The sequence below is a fragment of the Pseudomonas fluorescens genome (genome assembly GCF_902497995.1).
GTDB classification, from domain to species: Bacteria; Pseudomonadota; Gammaproteobacteria; order Pseudomonadales; family Pseudomonadaceae; genus Aquipseudomonas; species Aquipseudomonas fluorescens_BK.
This window is the reverse complement of the sequence record NZ_CABVII010000021.1, coordinates 75,257-91,947: the sequence shown is the minus strand read 5'-3', so window position 1 is coordinate 91,947 and position 16,691 is coordinate 75,257. Positions and strand designations below refer to the sequence as shown.

Sequence of the window (16,691 nt, the reverse complement as noted above, 5' to 3'; positions counted from 1 at the left end):
CGAAGACCTAGAGCCTGAGCTGTTCGATCCAGCACCTGGACCTGCGCCTGAGCAGTACGACTTGTTCACTGAGGTGTCGACCTCGCAGGATGCACCAGGGGAAGCGCATAAGGTAGCCTGTGTGGTTGCCTCATACCCATTCCGTACCCCCTTCAGAAACAGTGCAGATTCTGAACAAATGTGTCACGTAACCACCGCAAGTAACGTTAACGGCTAACATCCCCACTTGAGGAAATTGCCAGCACGGTATAGCGAGTAGAGCACTAGAGATCGGCAGGCGATCCATAAATTCTTGCTAAGTGCGGAGTGCCTCGCCATGCCTACCCTATCTATTGACGTTGAAACCCGCCTTGCGCTCGCACAGGCGGTACTGCAAAGCCCCGAAACCATTTCTATCGTTACGCTGCCCTCCGGCGTGCGGCTACCGCTGCTCAATCACTTCGGCCATGTCGCCCTGGAGGTGATCGCCGGGGAGGATTTGTTTGGTGACGTTAGCGCGCAGATAGCAGCGCTGGAGGAAAATCGAGACTGAGCATTTTGACTGGCCCGGCTAGTCCGGGCCTCTTTACAGCAGGTCGCGGCCCCGTCGCGAAAGGCTTCGGGCCAATTCAGCGGCGGATCGCTTCGGCCTTCTCAGAGGTCATTGCTCCCGGATGCCGCTCCCGCCCTGGGGCTTTCGCCGAGAAAGGGGGCAGTTTCAACTTCCAGCATCAGCAACACCATTTCCGTCAACTCGGCGTCGGACTTCTGTCCCGCATAGAGGTCATGGAGTGCTTTGGCGAAGGGAATGCGCAGGTCCTGGTTTTCTTCGCGGGCAGTATCGCTGTACTGCATGAGTTCGCCGATGGCTCGCAGCACAGCCGCTTGCCACCGAGCGGTGGTCCTCGGACCATCGCTGGTGATTGCAATCAACTTATCCTTCGTCAGCTGGCGAAGGGCTGGTTCGCGCAACGGCTTAAGCGGCTTTGGATTGCGAGTGATCTTTGACATACCGGACGATACTCAGGGTTTCCTGCCGGAACTGCTCGTAGTCGATCTGCTGGGCGTTAACAAAGGTGCTGCCCATCATGGTCAACGCGCCCATGAAGCTGGCTTCGGATATTTCCTCGTCGCTCGCGCCAAACAAGCGCGCGGCTTCGGTATGGAACAGGGCGCAATACTTACAACGAGTTGCCCCGGACACTGCCAGACCTATCAACTCCTTGTACTTATTGGGAATCTTGGTATCCGCCAGCCAAAAGTCCCGGGCTACGCCCCAGAATCCGCTCGCTCCGCCTTCCGGCATCTGCTTAATCCACTCTGGTACTTGACCCAGGGTCTGTTCAATTTCCCGATAGGTATCTTGAATGGCCATTTGACACCTCCTACCTCTATAGAGACATCTGCTCCAGAGATACAAGTTTAGTTCGCTGGCGGCGATGCCAGAGCCCGCAGCAGGACGACTCCAGCAATGAATTCTTAAACATCGTAGAAACAACAGGATGGATTTAGATTTTTTCGGCGCAATGACGCCAAGTGGCCAGTGCGAGAAATTCTAATGTCGATGAAACCGCTTTGACCGGGAGCCCCAAACAGCGCCGCCGAGGTTAGTCGGCGACGCTTGCACTGGCTTTAATGACCTGCGCTCTGCCCACCATCAACGTGCAGAATTTCCCCGGTAACAAAGTTGGCGCCGTCCAGATACACAACCGCCTGAGAAATGTCCCTGATCTCGCCCATGCGCCCCACCGGGTGCAAATTCCCCAGCGCTTCGTGAGTTTCTTCACCGTGCATCGGCGTCTTGATGATGCCGGGAGAAACCGCGTTCACCCGAATCCCGCGCTTGGCGTACTCGATGGCCAACGACTTGGTCGCCGCGTTCAGGCCACCCTTGGTCAACGAAGCCAGTACCGATGGCACACCGTCGATGGCGTGATCCACCAGGCTGGTGGTGATGTTAACCACGTGTCCGCTGCCTTGTTTTTCCATCTCGGTAATTGCGAGCTGGGTGATGTAGAAGAAGCCATTCAGGTTCACCGAGAGCACATTGGCGTAGTCTTCAGCGGTGTACTCGGTGAACGGTTTGGCGACGAAGATCCCGGCGTTGTTAACCAGGGTGTCGATTCGGCCGAAACGTTCGATCGTTTCACGGATCACTTGCTGAGCGACCTCCGGGTTACCGATGTCGCCCGCCACAGTGAGGATGTCCGGGTCGGTGGACGGTTTGATCGAACGCGATGTCGCGACAACTTTGTAATCCAGATCACGAAACGCCTTGACCATGCCTGCGCCGAGACCTTGGGAGGCGCCAGTAATTACGATGACTTTTTTCGAATTGCTCATGATGAACCTCTACTCATAAATGATGGTTTGAAAAAACAAGTAATCAGGCTTCGGCGGGGGCTTTCGCCATTTGTCTCAACATCTGTTCGTAGTACTCGACCGACTGCGAACCGGACACCAGATGACGACCGTTGAGGATCATGGCCGGGACCGAGTTGATGCCGTGCTGACGGTAAAACGCTTCAAGCTCTCGCACTTCGTTGGCAAACGCTCCGGACGCCAACACCTCTTGAGCCGCCGCCGCATCCAGTCCTGCTTCAGTGGCCAGACGAACCAGCGTCTCGCAATCGCTCGGGTCCTGGCCGTCGGTGAAGTAAGCGCGCAACAGGATCTTCTTGAGTGCGACCTGCCGCCCTTCCTGCAACGCCCACAACATCAGCCGGTGAGCATCAAACGTGTTGTAGAAGTGAGTGCGCTTCTCCAGATCGAACGTGAAACCGATGGCCGCGCCACGTTCGATCTGCATGGCCTTGCCAGCGGCGACGTCTCCGGCGGTGCGCCCGTATTTGCGCATCAAGTGCGCCACCGCCTTCTCGCCTTCCGCCGGCATGTCCGGGTTCAATTCGAACGGCTTGTAGGTCAGCTCGACCGAGACCTCACCCGACGTTCCCGATCGCTTGTTCCAGCGCCGTCCCGCCCAAGGCGCACCACGGGCACACCACGTCGGAGATGAAATCGATGGAGACCGACGGCGTCACGACTTCCCCTCCCCTTCAGCCAGTTGCTTGCGGTACTGGGTGGTGGTGATGCCGGCATAGCCCCAGTTATCGGTGTCGACTTCTTCGATCACGATGTGGGTCAGGTGCGGGTCCTTGTGGAGCACGCGTTCCAGTGTTTCAGTGATTTCGGCGATCACCTGAGCTTTCTGCTCAGAGGTAACGCCATCGCGGGTGATGCGTACGCTTACGAAAGGCATGAGGAAGATCTCCAGTGACCTGCTCATCGGGGTGATGGGTAGGTGTTGGAGCTCAATGTATGGGGTTGGCTGCAGGGGATAAAGGTGGGGGCGGGAACATCATTAGTTACGTGGTGTAATGAGTTTGTCGTGCAGACAGAAAAACGGTTGCATCAAATGATCAATCAGCCAACCTTAATTTATCTTAAATTTTAGATAACGGCCAAGAGGGTAAACGTCCATGACAATTCAATTCTTCGACAGCCCCTTCCATGTCACACATGACGAGGAAGTCGCCAGCAAAAAGGCTTTGAAAATAGAGCTATCAATCTTCATCACTGACTGCATAAAAAAACTGGGCCTCAAACAGAATGAAGCCGCAGCCCGGTTGAACGTGACCCAATCGCGCATCTCAGAGCTCACCACTGGCAAGATCGAGAAATTTACGATCGATGCAATGATGGACATGTTGGATAAACTCGGCTTCCGCACCACTTTTACCTTAGCGTCCAGCGATGCCGGGGCTATGCCTCAGATCGTTATTTCGCGAGCTAGCGCCTGCTAGATTTCCATTCCTGATGCCGCCTTCAGAAGATAAAAATTATGCCTGGACACCAATTATTGCCCAGCCATAAAAATCACCAAAACCTCTCACTTACGCCACCACCTAGCCACGATTGCGCACTCCTCTCAGGCTACCTTCGTACCGTCGCTGCCAATTCAGCGACCGGGCCTGAGAACCCGGGTAATATGCGCGCGCACCAGCGCCCTAAATCACGATTGCCGGCGTTTTTTTGTGCCTGCATTTCCGTGCAATGGCGGCTGTGCGTGGGAGACCTTCGGGTCTGCCGGGTCGTGCATACCGGTTTCTCAGCCTGCGCATAGCTGCCACCCATTCGCCTGAGAACGAACGTGGCAGCTCTACTTTGATTTCGGAGTATTGCTAATGCACGCTATTGATCCGTTCAAGACTTCCACCTCTGCTGCATCGGTCATCACCCACCACCGCCCAAAAAACGGAGGTGCCCAATGACCAACCCCCAAGACCTCAAAACCATCGGTCTCACCCACTTCTCCTTCCACGCCAACGAACCGCTGTTCCGCATCAACGCCGGTGTCCCGGTGATCCAAGCCCTCTCTCACGCCTCGGACCTGCTCCACGTCACCAAACTGCTCGCTTCCGATGCGGCCATGGTTCGCGACACCGACCGGCATGCCTGGGCGTCGCACTATTTGCAGGATATGAGCAAGGCGATCATCGATGATGTGGTGAAGGTGCTCGACGCGCCGTGTAACAATCGAGCCAGTAACGTCGCTCCATAAGCAAATCGCACGCAGTAAAAAGCCCCAAATTATCGGGGCTTTCTGGCGCTGAGCAATCTTCTTTTCGACCATGTTGCTGATGCGGCGGGCCTGTCGGCTTGCCATGGCAGAAGCGGTTCGGTCATGGATGCGATCCTGATCATTTTGTATGTTTTTTGAGCAGAGAGAGGCTTCCCTCATGTCGCCAGTGTAGACATGAGGCCTTAACGTGTCGCAATTTTCCACTTTTTGCGACACGTCTTGGGAACATGTCGCCGCGGACGACATGTTCGCGACACGTGTTACCAAAACGGGATTTTGGCGACATGACGTTGTGATCGCTTTTCGTAGGAGCCAGGCTTGCCGGCGATAGCGATCCTGAGGACGCCTTCGCCGGCAAGCCTGGCTCCTACAGAGTTCGGTGTTCTAATCGACGATCACGGTTTGCACAGTGATTTGCTTGAGGGCATGAAAGGGTGCAAGTGCCGCTTCATCCGCAGTAGCCCCGGTAATCAACCGTCACTCCCGCTCAATCGGCGTCCAATGCTGCTGCCGGGCACGGCCGAACTTGTCAGTGTCGCCAAGGACGACAAACTGCGCTACCTGTTTGATGATGCATTCCTTGAGATAAGCCTGCTGCGCACTCGCTTCGCACAAACCGAATTCCGCGACGTTTGTAACGTTCCCACGACTTCTTGAATTCAGACGTTTGTGCGCATTGCGCGGGCAGCTCAGCGCGTTTTTGCTTTTTCTCCGGTTTCGCCATCAGCGTCCCTCAGCATTTCGTCTATCGAGTCGAACCGCTGGCGAATATCTCGAGCTTGCATCATGGCGCGGGCCGTCTTCTCCGAAGGGACGCGAACCTCAAACGGAAGGCCCTGAGTCGCTACGACCTGACGCAAAAAAAGACGCATGGCGTCACTGATGCTCAGGCCGCACGCACTCAAGACCTCAGTAGCACGCGCCTTCAAATCTTCATCGATACGGCAACGCACATCTGTGGTTTTCAGCAATGCACCCATGGTGATAACCTCATCGCTAGTTTGTAGCTACATTGGCGCTACCTCGTTTCATTGTGGGTGAGCAGAGTCTTTCAGGTCAACTTCAGCTCGATGGTCGGTTTCAATACTTGGGATGGGGCCATCAGCGGGACCTATTTTCAATCGTTCAAGCACGCAATGAATAGCAGCCCTGATCCCTTTCGCGCTCCAGAACCGTCCCGATTCAGTGCAGGAAATATCTGATAGCGCTGAGCTCTGAATCGCACCCACAAAAAAGCCCCGAACCAGTCGGGGCTTTTTTTCTCAGCCTTGAATCAGGCTTCGATACCGCAACCGATCATCAGAAAACGTTGATCGGGTAATCCACAAACACCCGTACTTCGTTGCCGCTGACGTTGTATTCGCTGGATTTCTGCGACACGCGCAGGACCGAGCTGCGCAGTCTCACGCTCAGGTCTTTGGCCGGGCCGGTTTGCACGACGTATTTGAACTGATTGAAAATTTCGCGCTCGGTGCCGCCTTCGCTGGTGGACGTGGTGATGTTGTCGCCACGCACATAGGCGAAGTTGTAGGTCAGGCCTGGAACACCGAACGTGGTGAAGTCGAGGCCGTAGCCCAGCTGCCAGCTGCGTTCGTCTTCGGCGTTGAAGTCGGACCAGTAGGAGTTCGCCAGGTAGATGGTGTTGCCGCCGTCGCCGACGCGACCCTGATCCTTCTGGTAGCCGCCGTAGGCGTAGCCCAGGTTGCTGTCGCCCGTGCTGCGCTGGTGGGCGAGGGTGAACGAGTGTGCGCCGGTGGCAAAGGTGGCGGCCAGGCTCCAGATCTTGTTGTCGTCACCGGTGGCACCGCTTTCGCGGACGTAGGCATCGTCCAGCTTGGTGCGGTAGCCGTTGAAGTCCAGGGTCAGGGACTGATCCTTGTCGATCGGGAACGCATAGTTGGCGTTCACGTATTGCTTCTTCAGCACGTCTTCGACGTCGGAGGCGTACAGCGCTGCCTTGAACTGCTCAGTGAACTGGTAGCTACCACCCAGCACGTTGATCGATTTCAAGCCACCGCTGTCACGGCCTTCCGCGCTTTTGCGCGATTCGGCGGTGAAGCGACCGGCGTTCAGCTCCAGGCCCTTGATCTCCTTGGAGGTGATCAGGGTGCCGGTGAAGCTTTCCGGCAGCAGGCGGCCGTTGTCGTAGCTCAATACCGGCAAGACCGGCATCTGGTCGCCGTAGGTCAGCGTCGTACTGGAGAGACGGAATTTGACCGCTGCGCCGCCCTTGGACAGGTCGTCAGCCGCGCTGCCGCTGTCGCCCTTTTTAAAAAAGTCGATGCCTTGCGCGCCGGTGCGACCTTTGCCGCCATCCAGACGCAGTGCGTACATACCGAAAGCATCCACACCCACACCGACGGTGCCTTGGGTGAAGCCGGACGAGAAGGTACCGATGGCCGCTTGGCCCCACTCGGCTTTGTCCGGGTTGCCGTCTTTGTAGTCACGATTGATATAGGCATTGCGCAGCAGCACCTTGAGGCTGCTGTCTTCAACAAAACCCTTGGATTCGGCCTGGTCGTTAGCCATGGCCTGTGTGGCACTCAACATCCCCAGAGCGATCAGGCTGATTCGCTTGTTCAACATTTTGTTTTTTTCCTTATTGCGGGTTGATACGCGCTGTGTCCAACGGCTGAAATGGCGCTTTTGCGCTCTTTTTTCACCTTAAAACAATAAGGCCCGCCCACGACGAGTCGCGGCGGGCCTTATTGTAATTTTATGAGTCATGGCGGTTAGCCACAGGCGTTGGCGAATCGTAGCCGCGCCGTCAACAGTGTGTCAATTTCATGAATCGTCTGTGAATAGGCAGAAATCGTCTAAGAAAAGATTTATCCACGTTTACTCTCTGTCCGATTTAAACCATTTTACCTTCAGCTCAGACGTGCCAATCAGTCATATAAAGGGTTACAAACTATCTATTTGAGAATATGTCATTGGTAACGACTACAGCGCAGATCCAACCGGGTGAACCACATAGTCTGGGGTGAGCGTGATCTATAACGTCTAACATCAATGTCGATCACAGATAAAAAACCACACGCGAAAAACCTCTCGCCCATAAAAAAGCGCCACCATCCCGGCAGCGCTTTTATCAATCCATTGTTTTGCTTTTTATCCTTCCATCACATCCCACAATGCTTCCAGCTCCGCTTCGCTGAACAAACCAGCGGGGTAGCGCTCGATCATCGTCCGGCGCGGATCAGTGTCTTTGATCGGACGCGTTCCATTGGACTTCAACCAGTGCGCCAGGATCTGGAGCGATTCCCTGTTTACTGCCAGGGGATGCAACGCCCGCTCGCTCACTGCTTTCACTTCGGCGTTCATTTCCACGCTCTCTCCTGGTTCGTGAGCGGCTAACTTATCCAAGGTTTATGACAGAACATCGCAGTTCTCCCCTCCCTGCTTTACACCAGGACAGATACAAGAGCTGTGCCAAAGTATCGGAATCGTCGACGGACGAAGACAAAAAGCCCGCAATCGCGATGGGCTGCGGGCTCTTTGCAAGGCGCTGGGGAGAAAGCCTTGCCGAGTCGATTTTGCAGGTAACTCAAGCTGTTACAACCGCACTCACTCCTGGTGTGGCGCAGGTTGTTGTTGGGTAAGGCAGTGGATATTGCCGCCACCCAGTAACAGTTCGCGACCCGGTACCATCACCACTTCGTGCTGCGGGAACAGCGCCTGCAAAATCTCTTTTGCCGGACCGTCCAATGGGTCGTCGAAACTCGGCGCGATGATGCCACCGTTGACGATCAGGAAGTTCACATAGGAACCGGCCAGACGCACCGTCGGATTACGTTCCTGAGTGCCATCCACCGGGTCGACACCTGCGCATTCTTCTTCGGTCGCATACAGCGGCCCCGGTATCGGCATCTTGTGCACTGTGAATGGGCGACCCTTGGCGTCGGTGCTGCCTTGCAGCACTTTCATTGCGGCCTGACAGCGCGGGTAGTTCGAATCTTGCGGATCATCGGTCCAGGCCAACAGCACTTCACCCGGGCGCACGTAGCAGCAGAAGTTATCCACATGACCATCGGTTTCGTCGTTGAACAAACCATCCGGCAGCCAGATGATTTTATCCACAGCCAGATTCGCGCTGAGCACCGCTTCTATTTCTGCCCGGTTCATGTGCGGATTGCGATTGCGGTTGAGCAGGCATTCTTCAGTGGTGATCAGCGTGCCTTCGCCATCGACGTGGATCGAGCCGCCTTCGAGCACGAAGCCCTCGGTGCGGTAGCGCTGGCTGCGCTCGATCTCGAGGATCTTGCCGCCCACTTGCGAATCACGGTTCCACGGCGAATACAGGCCTCCATCGAAGCCGCCCCACGAATTGAAGTCCCAGTTCACACCACGGACTTCACCACCGTTATTGATCACGAACGTCGGGCCGGTGTCGCGCACCCAGGCGTCATCGCTGGACATTTCGACCACACGGATATTCGGCACGTCGAGACGGGCGCAAGCATTTTCATATTGACCGGCGGACACCGCCACGGTCACAGGTTCGAAACGGGCGATGGCTCTGGCCACCGCCACGTGCGCGGCTTGCGCCGGTTTGCCACCCAGGCGCCAGTTGTCCGGGCGCTCGGGCCAGATCATCCAGGTCTGGGTGTGTGGCGCCCATTCGGCCGGCATGTAAAAGCCGTCAGCGCGAGGGGTGCTGTTCAAAGTGGTCATGGCGATCAGGACTCCAGGGAACCGTCGAGGGTTTTCAGCGCGCCGTACAGGTTCGGGCGACGATCACGGAAAGACCCCCACGCGCTGCGGATGTGCTCGAGCTCGTCGAGGTCGAAACTGTGTACCAGAATACCTTCTTCGGTTTTGTTGAGCTCCTGAACTTTGTCACCAAACTGGTTGGCGATGAACGACGAGCCGTAGAACGTGATGTCGTAGCCATCCTGCTCTTCGTTGCCGATGCGGTTGCTGGCGATCAGCGGCATCAGGTTGGCGCCGGCATGGCCTTGTTGCACACGCTGCCAGTGGTCACGGGACGAAATGGTTTTGTCGTGCGGCTCGCTGCCGATGGCGGTCGGATAGAACAGGATTTCCGCGCCTTGCAGCGCCATGCTGCGCGCGCACTCAGGGAACCACTGGTCCCAACAGATGCCCACACCGATTTTCGCGTAACGGGTGTTCCAGACTTTGAAGCCGGTATCACCCGGGTTGAAGTAATACTTTTCGTGATAGCCAGGGCCGTCAGGGATGTGGCTTTTACGATAAATCCCGAGGTTGCTGCCGTCGGCATCGATGATCGCGATGCTGTTGAACCGCGCGCGGCCGGCCAGTTCGTAGAAGCTGATCGGCAGCACCACTTGCAGTTCCTTCGCGACTTTCTGGAAGTGCTTGATGGCGACATTGTCTTCAACGGTCGTCGCCAGCTGCAGGTAATCAGGGTTCGGCTTCTGGCAAAAGTACGGAGCTTCGAACAACTCCTGGATCAGGATGATCTGCGCGCCTTTGGCCGCGGCCTCGCGGACCAGCTTCTCGGCGGTCTCGATATTGGCTTCAAGGTCCCAGGAACAAGCCATCTGGGTAGCGGCGACGGTAACGATACGGCTCATGAATCGGCTCCTGAGCAAGTGCTTTGAGGGTCGAGTGTGGCATTGACCGATGACAGAAATGGGAAGCGCCGGGCGCGGTGAGGCACACCGTGGGCAACGACGACTTTATAGCCGATAAATATCGACTATAAAAGCGACAATCTCTCCATTCGTCGAAATATAGTCGATTAAATACGATAATAATCGAATTAAACGCGCTCCCTGTGGGAGCGGGCTTGCTCGCGAATGCGGTACATCAGTAGACATCAATGTTGGATGAGTAACCGCATTCGCGAGCAAGCCCGCTCCCACATTAGTCCGTGTACACAGGGAAAATGTGTTTACAGACCTTCCGCGAGCACCTTCGCCAACATGTCGACAAAGAAATCCACACTCCGGCGCGAGGTGACCATCGGCGGTTTGATCTTGAGGATGTTCAGGTAGTCACCCGTCGGCTGCATGAAAATCCCCAACTCCCGCAGGCGATCACACAGCACCGTGGTTTCTTGCGTCGCCGGCTCCAGGGTTTCACGGTTGCGAATCAGCTCGACGCCCAGATAAAAACCGGAACCATGCACCGCGCCCACCAGCGGATGACTATCGATCAGCGCCTCAAGACGCCGCTTGAAATACCCGCCCACGACCTGTGCGTTTTCCCAAAGTTTTTCTTCTTCCATTACCTCCAGCACCGCCATGCCGATCTGGCAACTGACCGGACTGCCCCCGGCCGACGAGAAGAAATACCCCTCGGCCTCCAGCGCTTCGGCGATTTCCCGGCGGGTGATGACTGCTCCCAGCGGCTGCCCGTTACCCATCCCCTTGGCCATGGTGATGATGTCCGGCACCACGCCCTGCTCTTCAAAGCCCCAGAAGAAGTTGCCCATGCGTCCGTAACCGACCTGCACTTCGTCGGCGATGCACACGCCGCCCTGGGCGCGAACCAGCGCGTAGACCTGTTGCAAGTAGCCCGGCGGCAGCGAAATTCCACCGGCGTTGCCGTACACCGGTTCACAGATGAAACCGGCGAGCTGACGGTTCTGCCCGGCAATTTTTGCCAGGTTGTGTTCGACACTGCGCACGTAGTCCGGCGCACTGTCGGCGCCGCGGAATTCGCCGCGATAGGTGTTAGGCGCGGTCACCGGATGTACCCAGTCCGGGCGGCTGCTCAATGCCTTGGGGTTGTCGGCAATCGAGGTCGAGACCGCGTCCGCTCCCACTGTCCAGCCGTGATAGGCCTCCAGCACGCTGAGCATATCGCGACCGCCGCTGTAGGCCCACGCCAGGCGAATCGCCAGGTCATTGGCCTCGCTGCCGCTGTTGACCAGGAACACGCGGTCCATGGAGTCCGGCGACAACTTCAGCAAGCGCTCGGAGAACTCGGCAATCGCCGCGTAGTTGAACCGCGAGTTGGTGTTGAGCAGCGACCACTGACGGCTGGCGACCGCGGCCATGCGTGGGTGTCCGTGGCCCAGCACCGCAACGTTGTTGAGCATGTCGAGGTAGGACCGGCCCTGCATGTCGATCAGGTGATTGCGCCAGCCGCGTTCGATGCGGGGCGGGTCGAGGTAATAGTGTTTTTGGGTGCGGGCGAAACTGGCGTCGCGGCGAGCCAGCAATGTCGCCGAATCGAGCTCCTCTTGTGCATCGCAGGCCAGCCCCAGCACCGATGCCGGCGACGGGCACAACGCTTGCCAGGCAGCGGCGCGAGATGGCGTGCAAAACAGCGGCGCATCGAACGATGGGCCTCGGCACAACTGCACCACCAACGGCCCGCTGACCGAACCCAACACCTGGCCTTTGACCAGCGCCGCGCCTGTGTGCAACGACGGCGTCACGCCCCATAACCGCACGCTCAATTGCGGGCCGTCCAGTTGCACCATGCCTGCCGCCGGTTGATGAACCACACCGGCAAACGGCGATTCCACTGCAGTGCCATGGGGCACTCGCAACTCTACGTGCAACGGGTAACTGTCCGGTTCAATGGCACTGTCCGGCCGGGTACGGGACAGCCGGTATTGCCCATAACGGCTGGCCGCCAGACCGTGAGTCGCCGCCGCTTCGGCCAACAGACGCTGGTCGATGCCTGCTTGCTCCCAGTTACCCGCGTCGAAATGCGGGCTGAGTACGCCCAAGTCGATCAAGGCAAACTCACGCCCGACCAGGCCCGGCAGCAGCGGTGCAAAACCTTCGCTGTCGATACCCGGCAGGCCCTGACCGACCGCAGCAAGAATCGCCGCCTCCATCAACTCCAACGGCACCGAGGTGGCAACGCGGAAGATTTCCCACTCATGGGTCAGGTTGTCGCGACTGTATTCATTACCCGGATCGATACTGACCTGCTGCTCGCCGCTGAGCACCAGCACCGCCGCCCGCGCGACAATCAACGGCCAGAGCGCCTGCAGTTCTGCAGGCTGCAACGGATTGAGTGCGTGATAAGCCTGGACTGCCGGCAAAACATAGAAAGGATCGCCACCGGCGTGATGCAACAATGCCGCGCACGTCACCGACAGATCGGTGATGCGCCAGGTGCGAACCAGGTCGCCGAAATCGATCACACCCTGCAATTGCCATTGTCGCTGCGAATCTCGCTGCCAGACCACATTGTCATCGGTAATGTCCATGTGGATGGCCTGCACCGGCAACTTATCCACAAGCGGTTGTAAATGGCGCTCGGCGCGCTCGGCCACTTCGGCGATCACCTGGCGTTGCTGGTCGTCCTTGATCACCGGCAACAAATGAGCGATCAGCGCAGTGGCGTGGCGAGCGTCCCATTGCAGGGTGCGTTCAAGGCCCGGATGGTCGAACCCGGCCAGCGCCAGATCCATCTCGCCGCAGAGTCGTCCGAACCCGGCCACCACTGATCCGGGCAGGTGGTCCAGGTGCGTGAGTGACCGGCCTTCGATGTAATCGAGCAAGCGCACATGCACCGATTGGCCGCCGACTTCCAGGGTCAGCAGCTCTGCACCATTTTTCGCAGGGATCACCCGCGGCACCTGCACCTCGGGATGTTCAGCCAAATGCCTGAGCCCCGCATGCTGGGCCTGCAGCTCCAGCGCTGAATAATCGCCACGGCAGATTTTCAGGACGAATTGCCCCTGGTCACTGTCGACGCGATAGTTGAGGTCCTGCTGGCTGCCGAGGGCCTGCAACCTGCCGCTCAGCCCATAATGCCCTTCGAGCAGCTGCAGAGCTTGCGCCATGGACACTTGCGGACCGGGCAGACTGGCGCGATGAATCAACGTGGCGAGCGGCATACAACGACCCCTGAAATTTTATTAGGCGCTTATATCGCCACTGCCGGGGACGATGCGCAACCCCCCTTCCCGCAGACTGCGCCCTCAAGCCTAGGCATAATGCGCCTGTACCCCCAGGCGCCTGATGCTCATGACTCCGACCCTTCCTCGCAGACCCCGCTGGCGCAGCCTGGCGCTGCTCGCGCTGTGCCTGGCGCCATTGCTGTGGCCGCTGGAGCATCTGGCCGAGCGCTATTACCGCAGCGAACTGGCCGGACAGAACCGTCAGACCCTCGATCTCTACGTCGCCAACCTGCTGGGCACCCTGCACCGTTATGAAGTACTGCCGCAGATCCTCGGCGAGCTGCCGGCCCTGCGCGCGGTCCTCGGCGCACCGGACGATAGCGTCACCCAGGGCAACGCCAACCGTTTATTGAAAAACATCTGCGCCCAGACCGGCGCCGAGGTCATGTACCTGATGGACACCACGGGCAAGACCCTGGCCGCGTCCAATTGGGATAAACACGACAGTTTCGTCGGGCGAAATTTTTCCTTCCGGCCCTATTTCAGCGAAGCGATGGCTGGACGGCTGGGACGCTTTTTCGGGTTGGGCACCACCTCGGTCAAACGGGGTTACTTCTTCGCCGCGGCCGTGCGCGATCACGAGAAAATGCTCGGCGTACTGGTGGTCAAGGTTGACCTGGACCATACCGAAAGCCTCTGGGGCAAAACCCCGGAACAACTGCTGCTGACGGACCATAACGGTGTGGTCATTCTCACTTCACGGCCTGAGTGGCGATTCCGCTCGACCCGTCCATTGAGTGACGAAGAGCGCAAGGCCATCATCGCGATGCAACCCTATCCGACCCGCGATCCAAAACCGTTGAATCTCAACCCCGACGCCTGGCTGACTCAGACCCAACAGATCGAAGAAACCGGTTGGAACGTCAGCATCCTCGCCCCCCGAACCCTGATCGATCGCCCGGTGCGCACCGTGGTCGCCATCGGTGGCGCGACACTGTTGGTGTTGATGCTGTTACTCGGCCTGATGATGCAGCGCCGGCGCCATTACCTGGAGCGGATCGCTTTCGAAGCCAAGGCCCGCCGCGAACTGGAAGGTCGGGTAGCCGAGCGGACCAGCGACCTGGAAGGCCTCAACCGACGATTGAAAGAAGAAGTGCTCGAGCGCGAACAGGCCCAACAGGAACTGGTTCGCGCCCAGGACGATCTGGTGCAGGCCGGCAAGTTGTCGGCGCTGGGCACGATGTCGGCGAGCATCAGCCACGAACTCAATCAACCGCTCGCCGCGATCCGCAGTTACGCAGAGAACGCCGAAGTACTGCTGGATCACCAGCGCACCGACGATGCCCGCGGCAACCTCAAGTTGATCAGCGAACTGACCGGGCGCATGGCCTCGATCATTGCTCACCTGCGCGCCTTCGCCCGGCGTGATCGCCACGCCCCGGAAAGTGTCGCCCTGCAACCGGCGCTGGACGATGCCCTGGCACTGCTGGCCAAGCGCCGACGCAGCATGGAAGTCGAACTGATCCGCGATTTGCCGGCCGCCGCCCTGTGGGTCGAGGCCGGGGAAACCCGTCTGCGCCAGGTGCTCGGCAACTTATTGGCCAATGCCCTCGATGCCCTGACGGAAAAAGGTCCGCCGCGTAAACTCTGGTTGAGTGCCCAATCAACCGCCGACGGCGTCACTCTGTACATTCGCGACAATGGCCCAGGCTTTTGCCTGGAGGCACTGGGTCGCGCCAGCGAGCCGTTCTACACCACCAAGACCCGTACTCAGGGCCTTGGGTTGGGGCTGGCGATCTGCGAAACCCTGATGCGCGCCTTTGGCGGTGAACTGTCGTTCTCCAACCACAAGGAAGGCGGCGCCCTGATTACCCTGAAGTTGCGCCCAGGCGCACCGGGCGTGAGCCTGCAACCGTCCGAGGACCGAAGTGAATGACCATCGACAACCGCATCCAGGTCGTGTTGATCGACGACGATCCCCACCTGCGCCAGGCCCTGAGCCAGACCCTGGATCTCGCCGGCCTGAAGATCCTGCCGCTCGCCGAAGCCAAGGGCCTGGCCGGGCAACTGGAGCGCGACTGGCCCGGCGTGGTCGTCAGTGACATCCGTATGCCCGGCATGGACGGTATCGAACTGCTGACCGAACTTCACGCCCAGGACCCGGAGCTGCCGGTGCTGCTGATTACCGGTCACGGCGATGTGCCGCTGGCGGTGCAAGCCATGCGCGCCGGGGCCTATGATTTTCTGGAAAAACCCTTCGCCAGTGACGCGCTGCTCGATAGCGTACGTCGCGCGCTGGCCTTGCGCCGACTGGTGCTGGACAACCGCAGCCTGCGTCTGGCGCTGAGCGATCGTAATGAACTGAGCGCGCGACTGGTCGGGCAATCGGCGCCGATGCTGCGCCTGCGCGAACAGATCGGGGCATTGGCGGCGACCAAGGCCGACGTGCTGATCCTCGGCGAAACCGGTGCCGGTAAAGAAGTGGTAGCCAGGGCGCTGCATGACCTGTCGAGTCGGCGTAACGGTCCGTTCGTGGCAATCAACGCAGGAGCCCTGGCCGAGTCAGTGGTTGAAAGCGAGCTGTTCGGCCACGAGCCTGGCGCCTTTACCGGCGCGCAGAAACGCCGTATCGGCAAGTTCGAATTCGCCAACGGCGGCACGCTGTTCCTCGATGAAATCGAAAGCATGAGCCTGGATGTGCAGGTGAAATTGCTGCGCATGCTGCAGGAGCGCGTAGTCGAGCGCCTGGGCGGTAACCAGCTGATCCCGCTGGACATCCGCATCATCGCCGCGACCAAGGAGGACCTGCGCCAGTCTGCCGACCAGGGGCGCTTCCGTGCCGACTTGTATTACCGCCTGAACGTTGCGCCGCTGCGCATTCCGCCCCTGCGTGAGCGTGGTGAAGATGCGTTGATGCTGTTCCAGCATTTCGCCGATGAAGCCAGTGCCCGCCATGGCTTGCCACCCCACGAACTGCAACCGGGACAACGGGCCCTGCTGCTGCGCCACGCCTGGCCTGGCAACGTGCGTGAACTGCAGAACGCTGCCGAACGCTTTGCCCTGGGCCTGGAACTTGCGCTGGACAACAGCGCGCCTGACGCTGCTGCTGGCAGGACGGTAGAGGTGGTCAGCGGCGGTCTCAGCGAGCAAGTCGAACACTTCGAAAAGAGCCTGATTGCCGCGGAACTGGCGCGCTCTCACACTTCCGTGCGCAGCCTCGCCGAAGCCTTGGGCATTCCGCGCAAAACCCTGCACGACAAACTGCGCAAGCACGGGCTGAACTTCGCCGACAGCACCCACACCACCCACGACGAGCTCGACTGAGCTACCGTCAAA

The 16,691-nt window shown here is 58.6% G+C and carries 16 protein-coding genes and 1 pseudogene; 6 read left to right on the top strand and 11 right to left on the bottom strand.

Translation table 11 applies throughout. The annotated features are described in order from the left end of the window. Positions 1–316: 316 nt before the first annotated feature. A complete protein-coding gene (locus F8N80_RS22900; protein WP_150744858.1) occupies positions 317–532 on the top strand; it encodes a hypothetical protein in 216 nt (71 codons plus the stop codon). Positions 533–633: 101 nt separating this feature from the next. Here F8N80_RS22900 and F8N80_RS22895 read toward each other — a convergent pair whose 3' ends face one another. From F8N80_RS22895 to F8N80_RS22875, 5 genes and pseudogenes are all read right to left on the bottom strand, one after another. Continuing rightward, a complete protein-coding gene (locus F8N80_RS22895) occupies positions 634–990 on the bottom strand; it encodes a hypothetical protein (protein ID WP_224790743.1) in 357 nt (118 codons plus the stop codon). After that, positions 956–1,354: a carboxymuconolactone decarboxylase family protein gene (locus tag F8N80_RS22890; RefSeq protein WP_150784752.1), complete on the bottom strand. Its 399-nt coding sequence runs from the start codon at positions 1,352–1,354 to the stop codon at positions 956–958. Before F8N80_RS22890 ends, F8N80_RS22895 begins: the two co-directional genes overlap by 35 nt. A gap of 257 nt (positions 1,355–1,611) precedes the next feature. Next, complete coding sequence (locus F8N80_RS22885) at positions 1,612–2,322, bottom strand: SDR family NAD(P)-dependent oxidoreductase (RefSeq protein ID WP_150784751.1); 711 nt, start codon at positions 2,320–2,322, stop codon at positions 1,612–1,614. A gap of 43 nt (positions 2,323–2,365) precedes the next feature. After that, positions 2,366–3,020, bottom strand: a pseudogene (locus F8N80_RS22880) (DsbA family oxidoreductase). Beyond that, the gene (locus F8N80_RS22875) at positions 3,017–3,238 is read right to left on the bottom strand and encodes a tautomerase family protein (protein WP_150744855.1); all 222 of its coding nucleotides are present in this window, start codon (positions 3,236–3,238) and stop codon (positions 3,017–3,019) included. Before F8N80_RS22875 ends, F8N80_RS22880 begins: the two are co-directional and overlap by 4 nt. A gap of 220 nt (positions 3,239–3,458) precedes the next feature. Between F8N80_RS22875 and F8N80_RS22870 the strand changes: the two genes are divergently transcribed. The 3 genes from F8N80_RS22870 to F8N80_RS31240 all read left to right on the top strand — a co-directional run bounded on the left by F8N80_RS22870 (position 3,459) and on the right by F8N80_RS31240 (position 5,218). Next, positions 3,459–3,782 (top strand): helix-turn-helix domain-containing protein, encoded by a 324-nt coding sequence (locus F8N80_RS22870; protein WP_150784750.1) that lies wholly within the window; start codon positions 3,459–3,461, stop codon positions 3,780–3,782. 464 nt (positions 3,783–4,246) lie between these two features. Next, entirely contained in the window at positions 4,247–4,540 is a 294-nt protein-coding gene (locus tag F8N80_RS22865) for a DUF3077 domain-containing protein (RefSeq protein WP_150744853.1), read from the top strand. A gap of 339 nt (positions 4,541–4,879) precedes the next feature. Then, complete coding sequence (locus F8N80_RS31240) at positions 4,880–5,218, top strand: hypothetical protein (RefSeq protein WP_191632965.1); 339 nt, start codon at positions 4,880–4,882, stop codon at positions 5,216–5,218. Positions 5,219–5,250: 32 nt separating this feature from the next. Here F8N80_RS31240 and F8N80_RS22850 read toward each other — a convergent pair whose 3' ends face one another. From F8N80_RS22850 to F8N80_RS22820, 6 genes are all read right to left on the bottom strand, one after another. Then, the gene (locus tag F8N80_RS22850; RefSeq protein ID WP_150748714.1) at positions 5,251–5,541 is read right to left on the bottom strand and encodes a type II toxin-antitoxin system RelB/DinJ family antitoxin; all 291 of its coding nucleotides are present in this window, start codon (positions 5,539–5,541) and stop codon (positions 5,251–5,253) included. Positions 5,542–5,860: 319 nt separating this feature from the next. Continuing rightward, a complete protein-coding gene (locus F8N80_RS22845; RefSeq protein ID WP_150748715.1) occupies positions 5,861–7,147 on the bottom strand; it encodes an OprD family porin in 1,287 nt (428 codons plus the stop codon). A 525-nt stretch (positions 7,148–7,672) separates the two neighbouring features. Next, positions 7,673–7,885, bottom strand: a complete 213-nt coding sequence (locus F8N80_RS22840) for a hypothetical protein (RefSeq protein WP_150748733.1) — start codon at positions 7,883–7,885, stop codon at positions 7,673–7,675. Positions 7,886–8,128: 243 nt separating this feature from the next. After that, complete coding sequence (gene aguA / locus F8N80_RS22835) at positions 8,129–9,235, bottom strand: agmatine deiminase (RefSeq protein ID WP_150748716.1); 1,107 nt, start codon at positions 9,233–9,235, stop codon at positions 8,129–8,131. A gap of 5 nt (positions 9,236–9,240) precedes the next feature. Then, complete coding sequence (gene aguB, locus F8N80_RS22830) at positions 9,241–10,119, bottom strand: N-carbamoylputrescine amidase (protein ID WP_150784749.1); 879 nt, start codon at positions 10,117–10,119, stop codon at positions 9,241–9,243. A gap of 320 nt (positions 10,120–10,439) precedes the next feature. Then, a complete protein-coding gene (locus F8N80_RS22820) occupies positions 10,440–13,352 on the bottom strand; it encodes an aminotransferase (RefSeq protein ID WP_150784748.1) in 2,913 nt (970 codons plus the stop codon). 130 nt (positions 13,353–13,482) lie between these two features. Between F8N80_RS22820 and F8N80_RS22815 the strand changes: the two genes are divergently transcribed. Further along, positions 13,483–15,291, top strand: a complete 1,809-nt coding sequence (locus F8N80_RS22815; RefSeq protein ID WP_150748719.1) for a sensor histidine kinase — start codon at positions 13,483–13,485, stop codon at positions 15,289–15,291. Then, positions 15,288–16,679 (top strand): sigma-54-dependent transcriptional regulator, encoded by a 1,392-nt coding sequence (locus F8N80_RS22810; protein WP_150748720.1) that lies wholly within the window; start codon positions 15,288–15,290, stop codon positions 16,677–16,679. Before F8N80_RS22815 ends, F8N80_RS22810 begins: the two co-directional genes overlap by 4 nt. The last annotated feature ends 12 nt before the right edge of the window (positions 16,680–16,691 follow it).

Bases quoted from the DNA above. Each gene is read 5' to 3' on its own strand.
- F8N80_RS22840 (WP_150748733.1), bottom strand. From the start codon at position 7,885: ATGAACGCCGAAGTGAAAGCAGTGAGCGAGCGGGCGTTGCATCCCCTG.
- aguB (WP_150784749.1), bottom strand. From the start codon at position 10,119: ATGAGCCGTATCGTTACCGTCGCCGCTACCCAGATGGCTTGTTCCTGG.
- F8N80_RS22850 (WP_150748714.1), bottom strand. From the start codon at position 5,541: ATGGGTGCATTGCTGAAAACCACAGATGTGCGTTGCCGTATCGATGAA.
- F8N80_RS22845 (WP_150748715.1), bottom strand. From the start codon at position 7,147: ATGTTGAACAAGCGAATCAGCCTGATCGCTCTGGGGATGTTGAGTGCC.
- F8N80_RS22875 (WP_150744855.1), bottom strand. From the start codon at position 3,238: ATGCCTTTCGTAAGCGTACGCATCACCCGCGATGGCGTTACCTCTGAG.
- F8N80_RS22810 (WP_150748720.1), top strand. From the start codon at position 15,288: ATGACCATCGACAACCGCATCCAGGTCGTGTTGATCGACGACGATCCC.
- F8N80_RS22865 (WP_150744853.1), top strand. From the start codon at position 4,247: ATGACCAACCCCCAAGACCTCAAAACCATCGGTCTCACCCACTTCTCC.
- F8N80_RS22900 (WP_150744858.1), top strand. From the start codon at position 317: ATGCCTACCCTATCTATTGACGTTGAAACCCGCCTTGCGCTCGCACAG.
- F8N80_RS22870 (WP_150784750.1), top strand. From the start codon at position 3,459: ATGACAATTCAATTCTTCGACAGCCCCTTCCATGTCACACATGACGAG.
- F8N80_RS22815 (WP_150748719.1), top strand. From the start codon at position 13,483: ATGACTCCGACCCTTCCTCGCAGACCCCGCTGGCGCAGCCTGGCGCTG.
- aguA (WP_150748716.1), bottom strand. From the start codon at position 9,235: ATGACCACTTTGAACAGCACCCCTCGCGCTGACGGCTTTTACATGCCG.
- F8N80_RS22890 (WP_150784752.1), bottom strand. From the start codon at position 1,354: ATGGCCATTCAAGATACCTATCGGGAAATTGAACAGACCCTGGGTCAA.
- F8N80_RS22820 (WP_150784748.1), bottom strand. From the start codon at position 13,352: ATGCCGCTCGCCACGTTGATTCATCGCGCCAGTCTGCCCGGTCCGCAA.
- F8N80_RS22895 (WP_224790743.1), bottom strand. From the start codon at position 990: ATGTCAAAGATCACTCGCAATCCAAAGCCGCTTAAGCCGTTGCGCGAA.
- F8N80_RS22885 (WP_150784751.1), bottom strand. From the start codon at position 2,322: ATGAGCAATTCGAAAAAAGTCATCGTAATTACTGGCGCCTCCCAAGGT.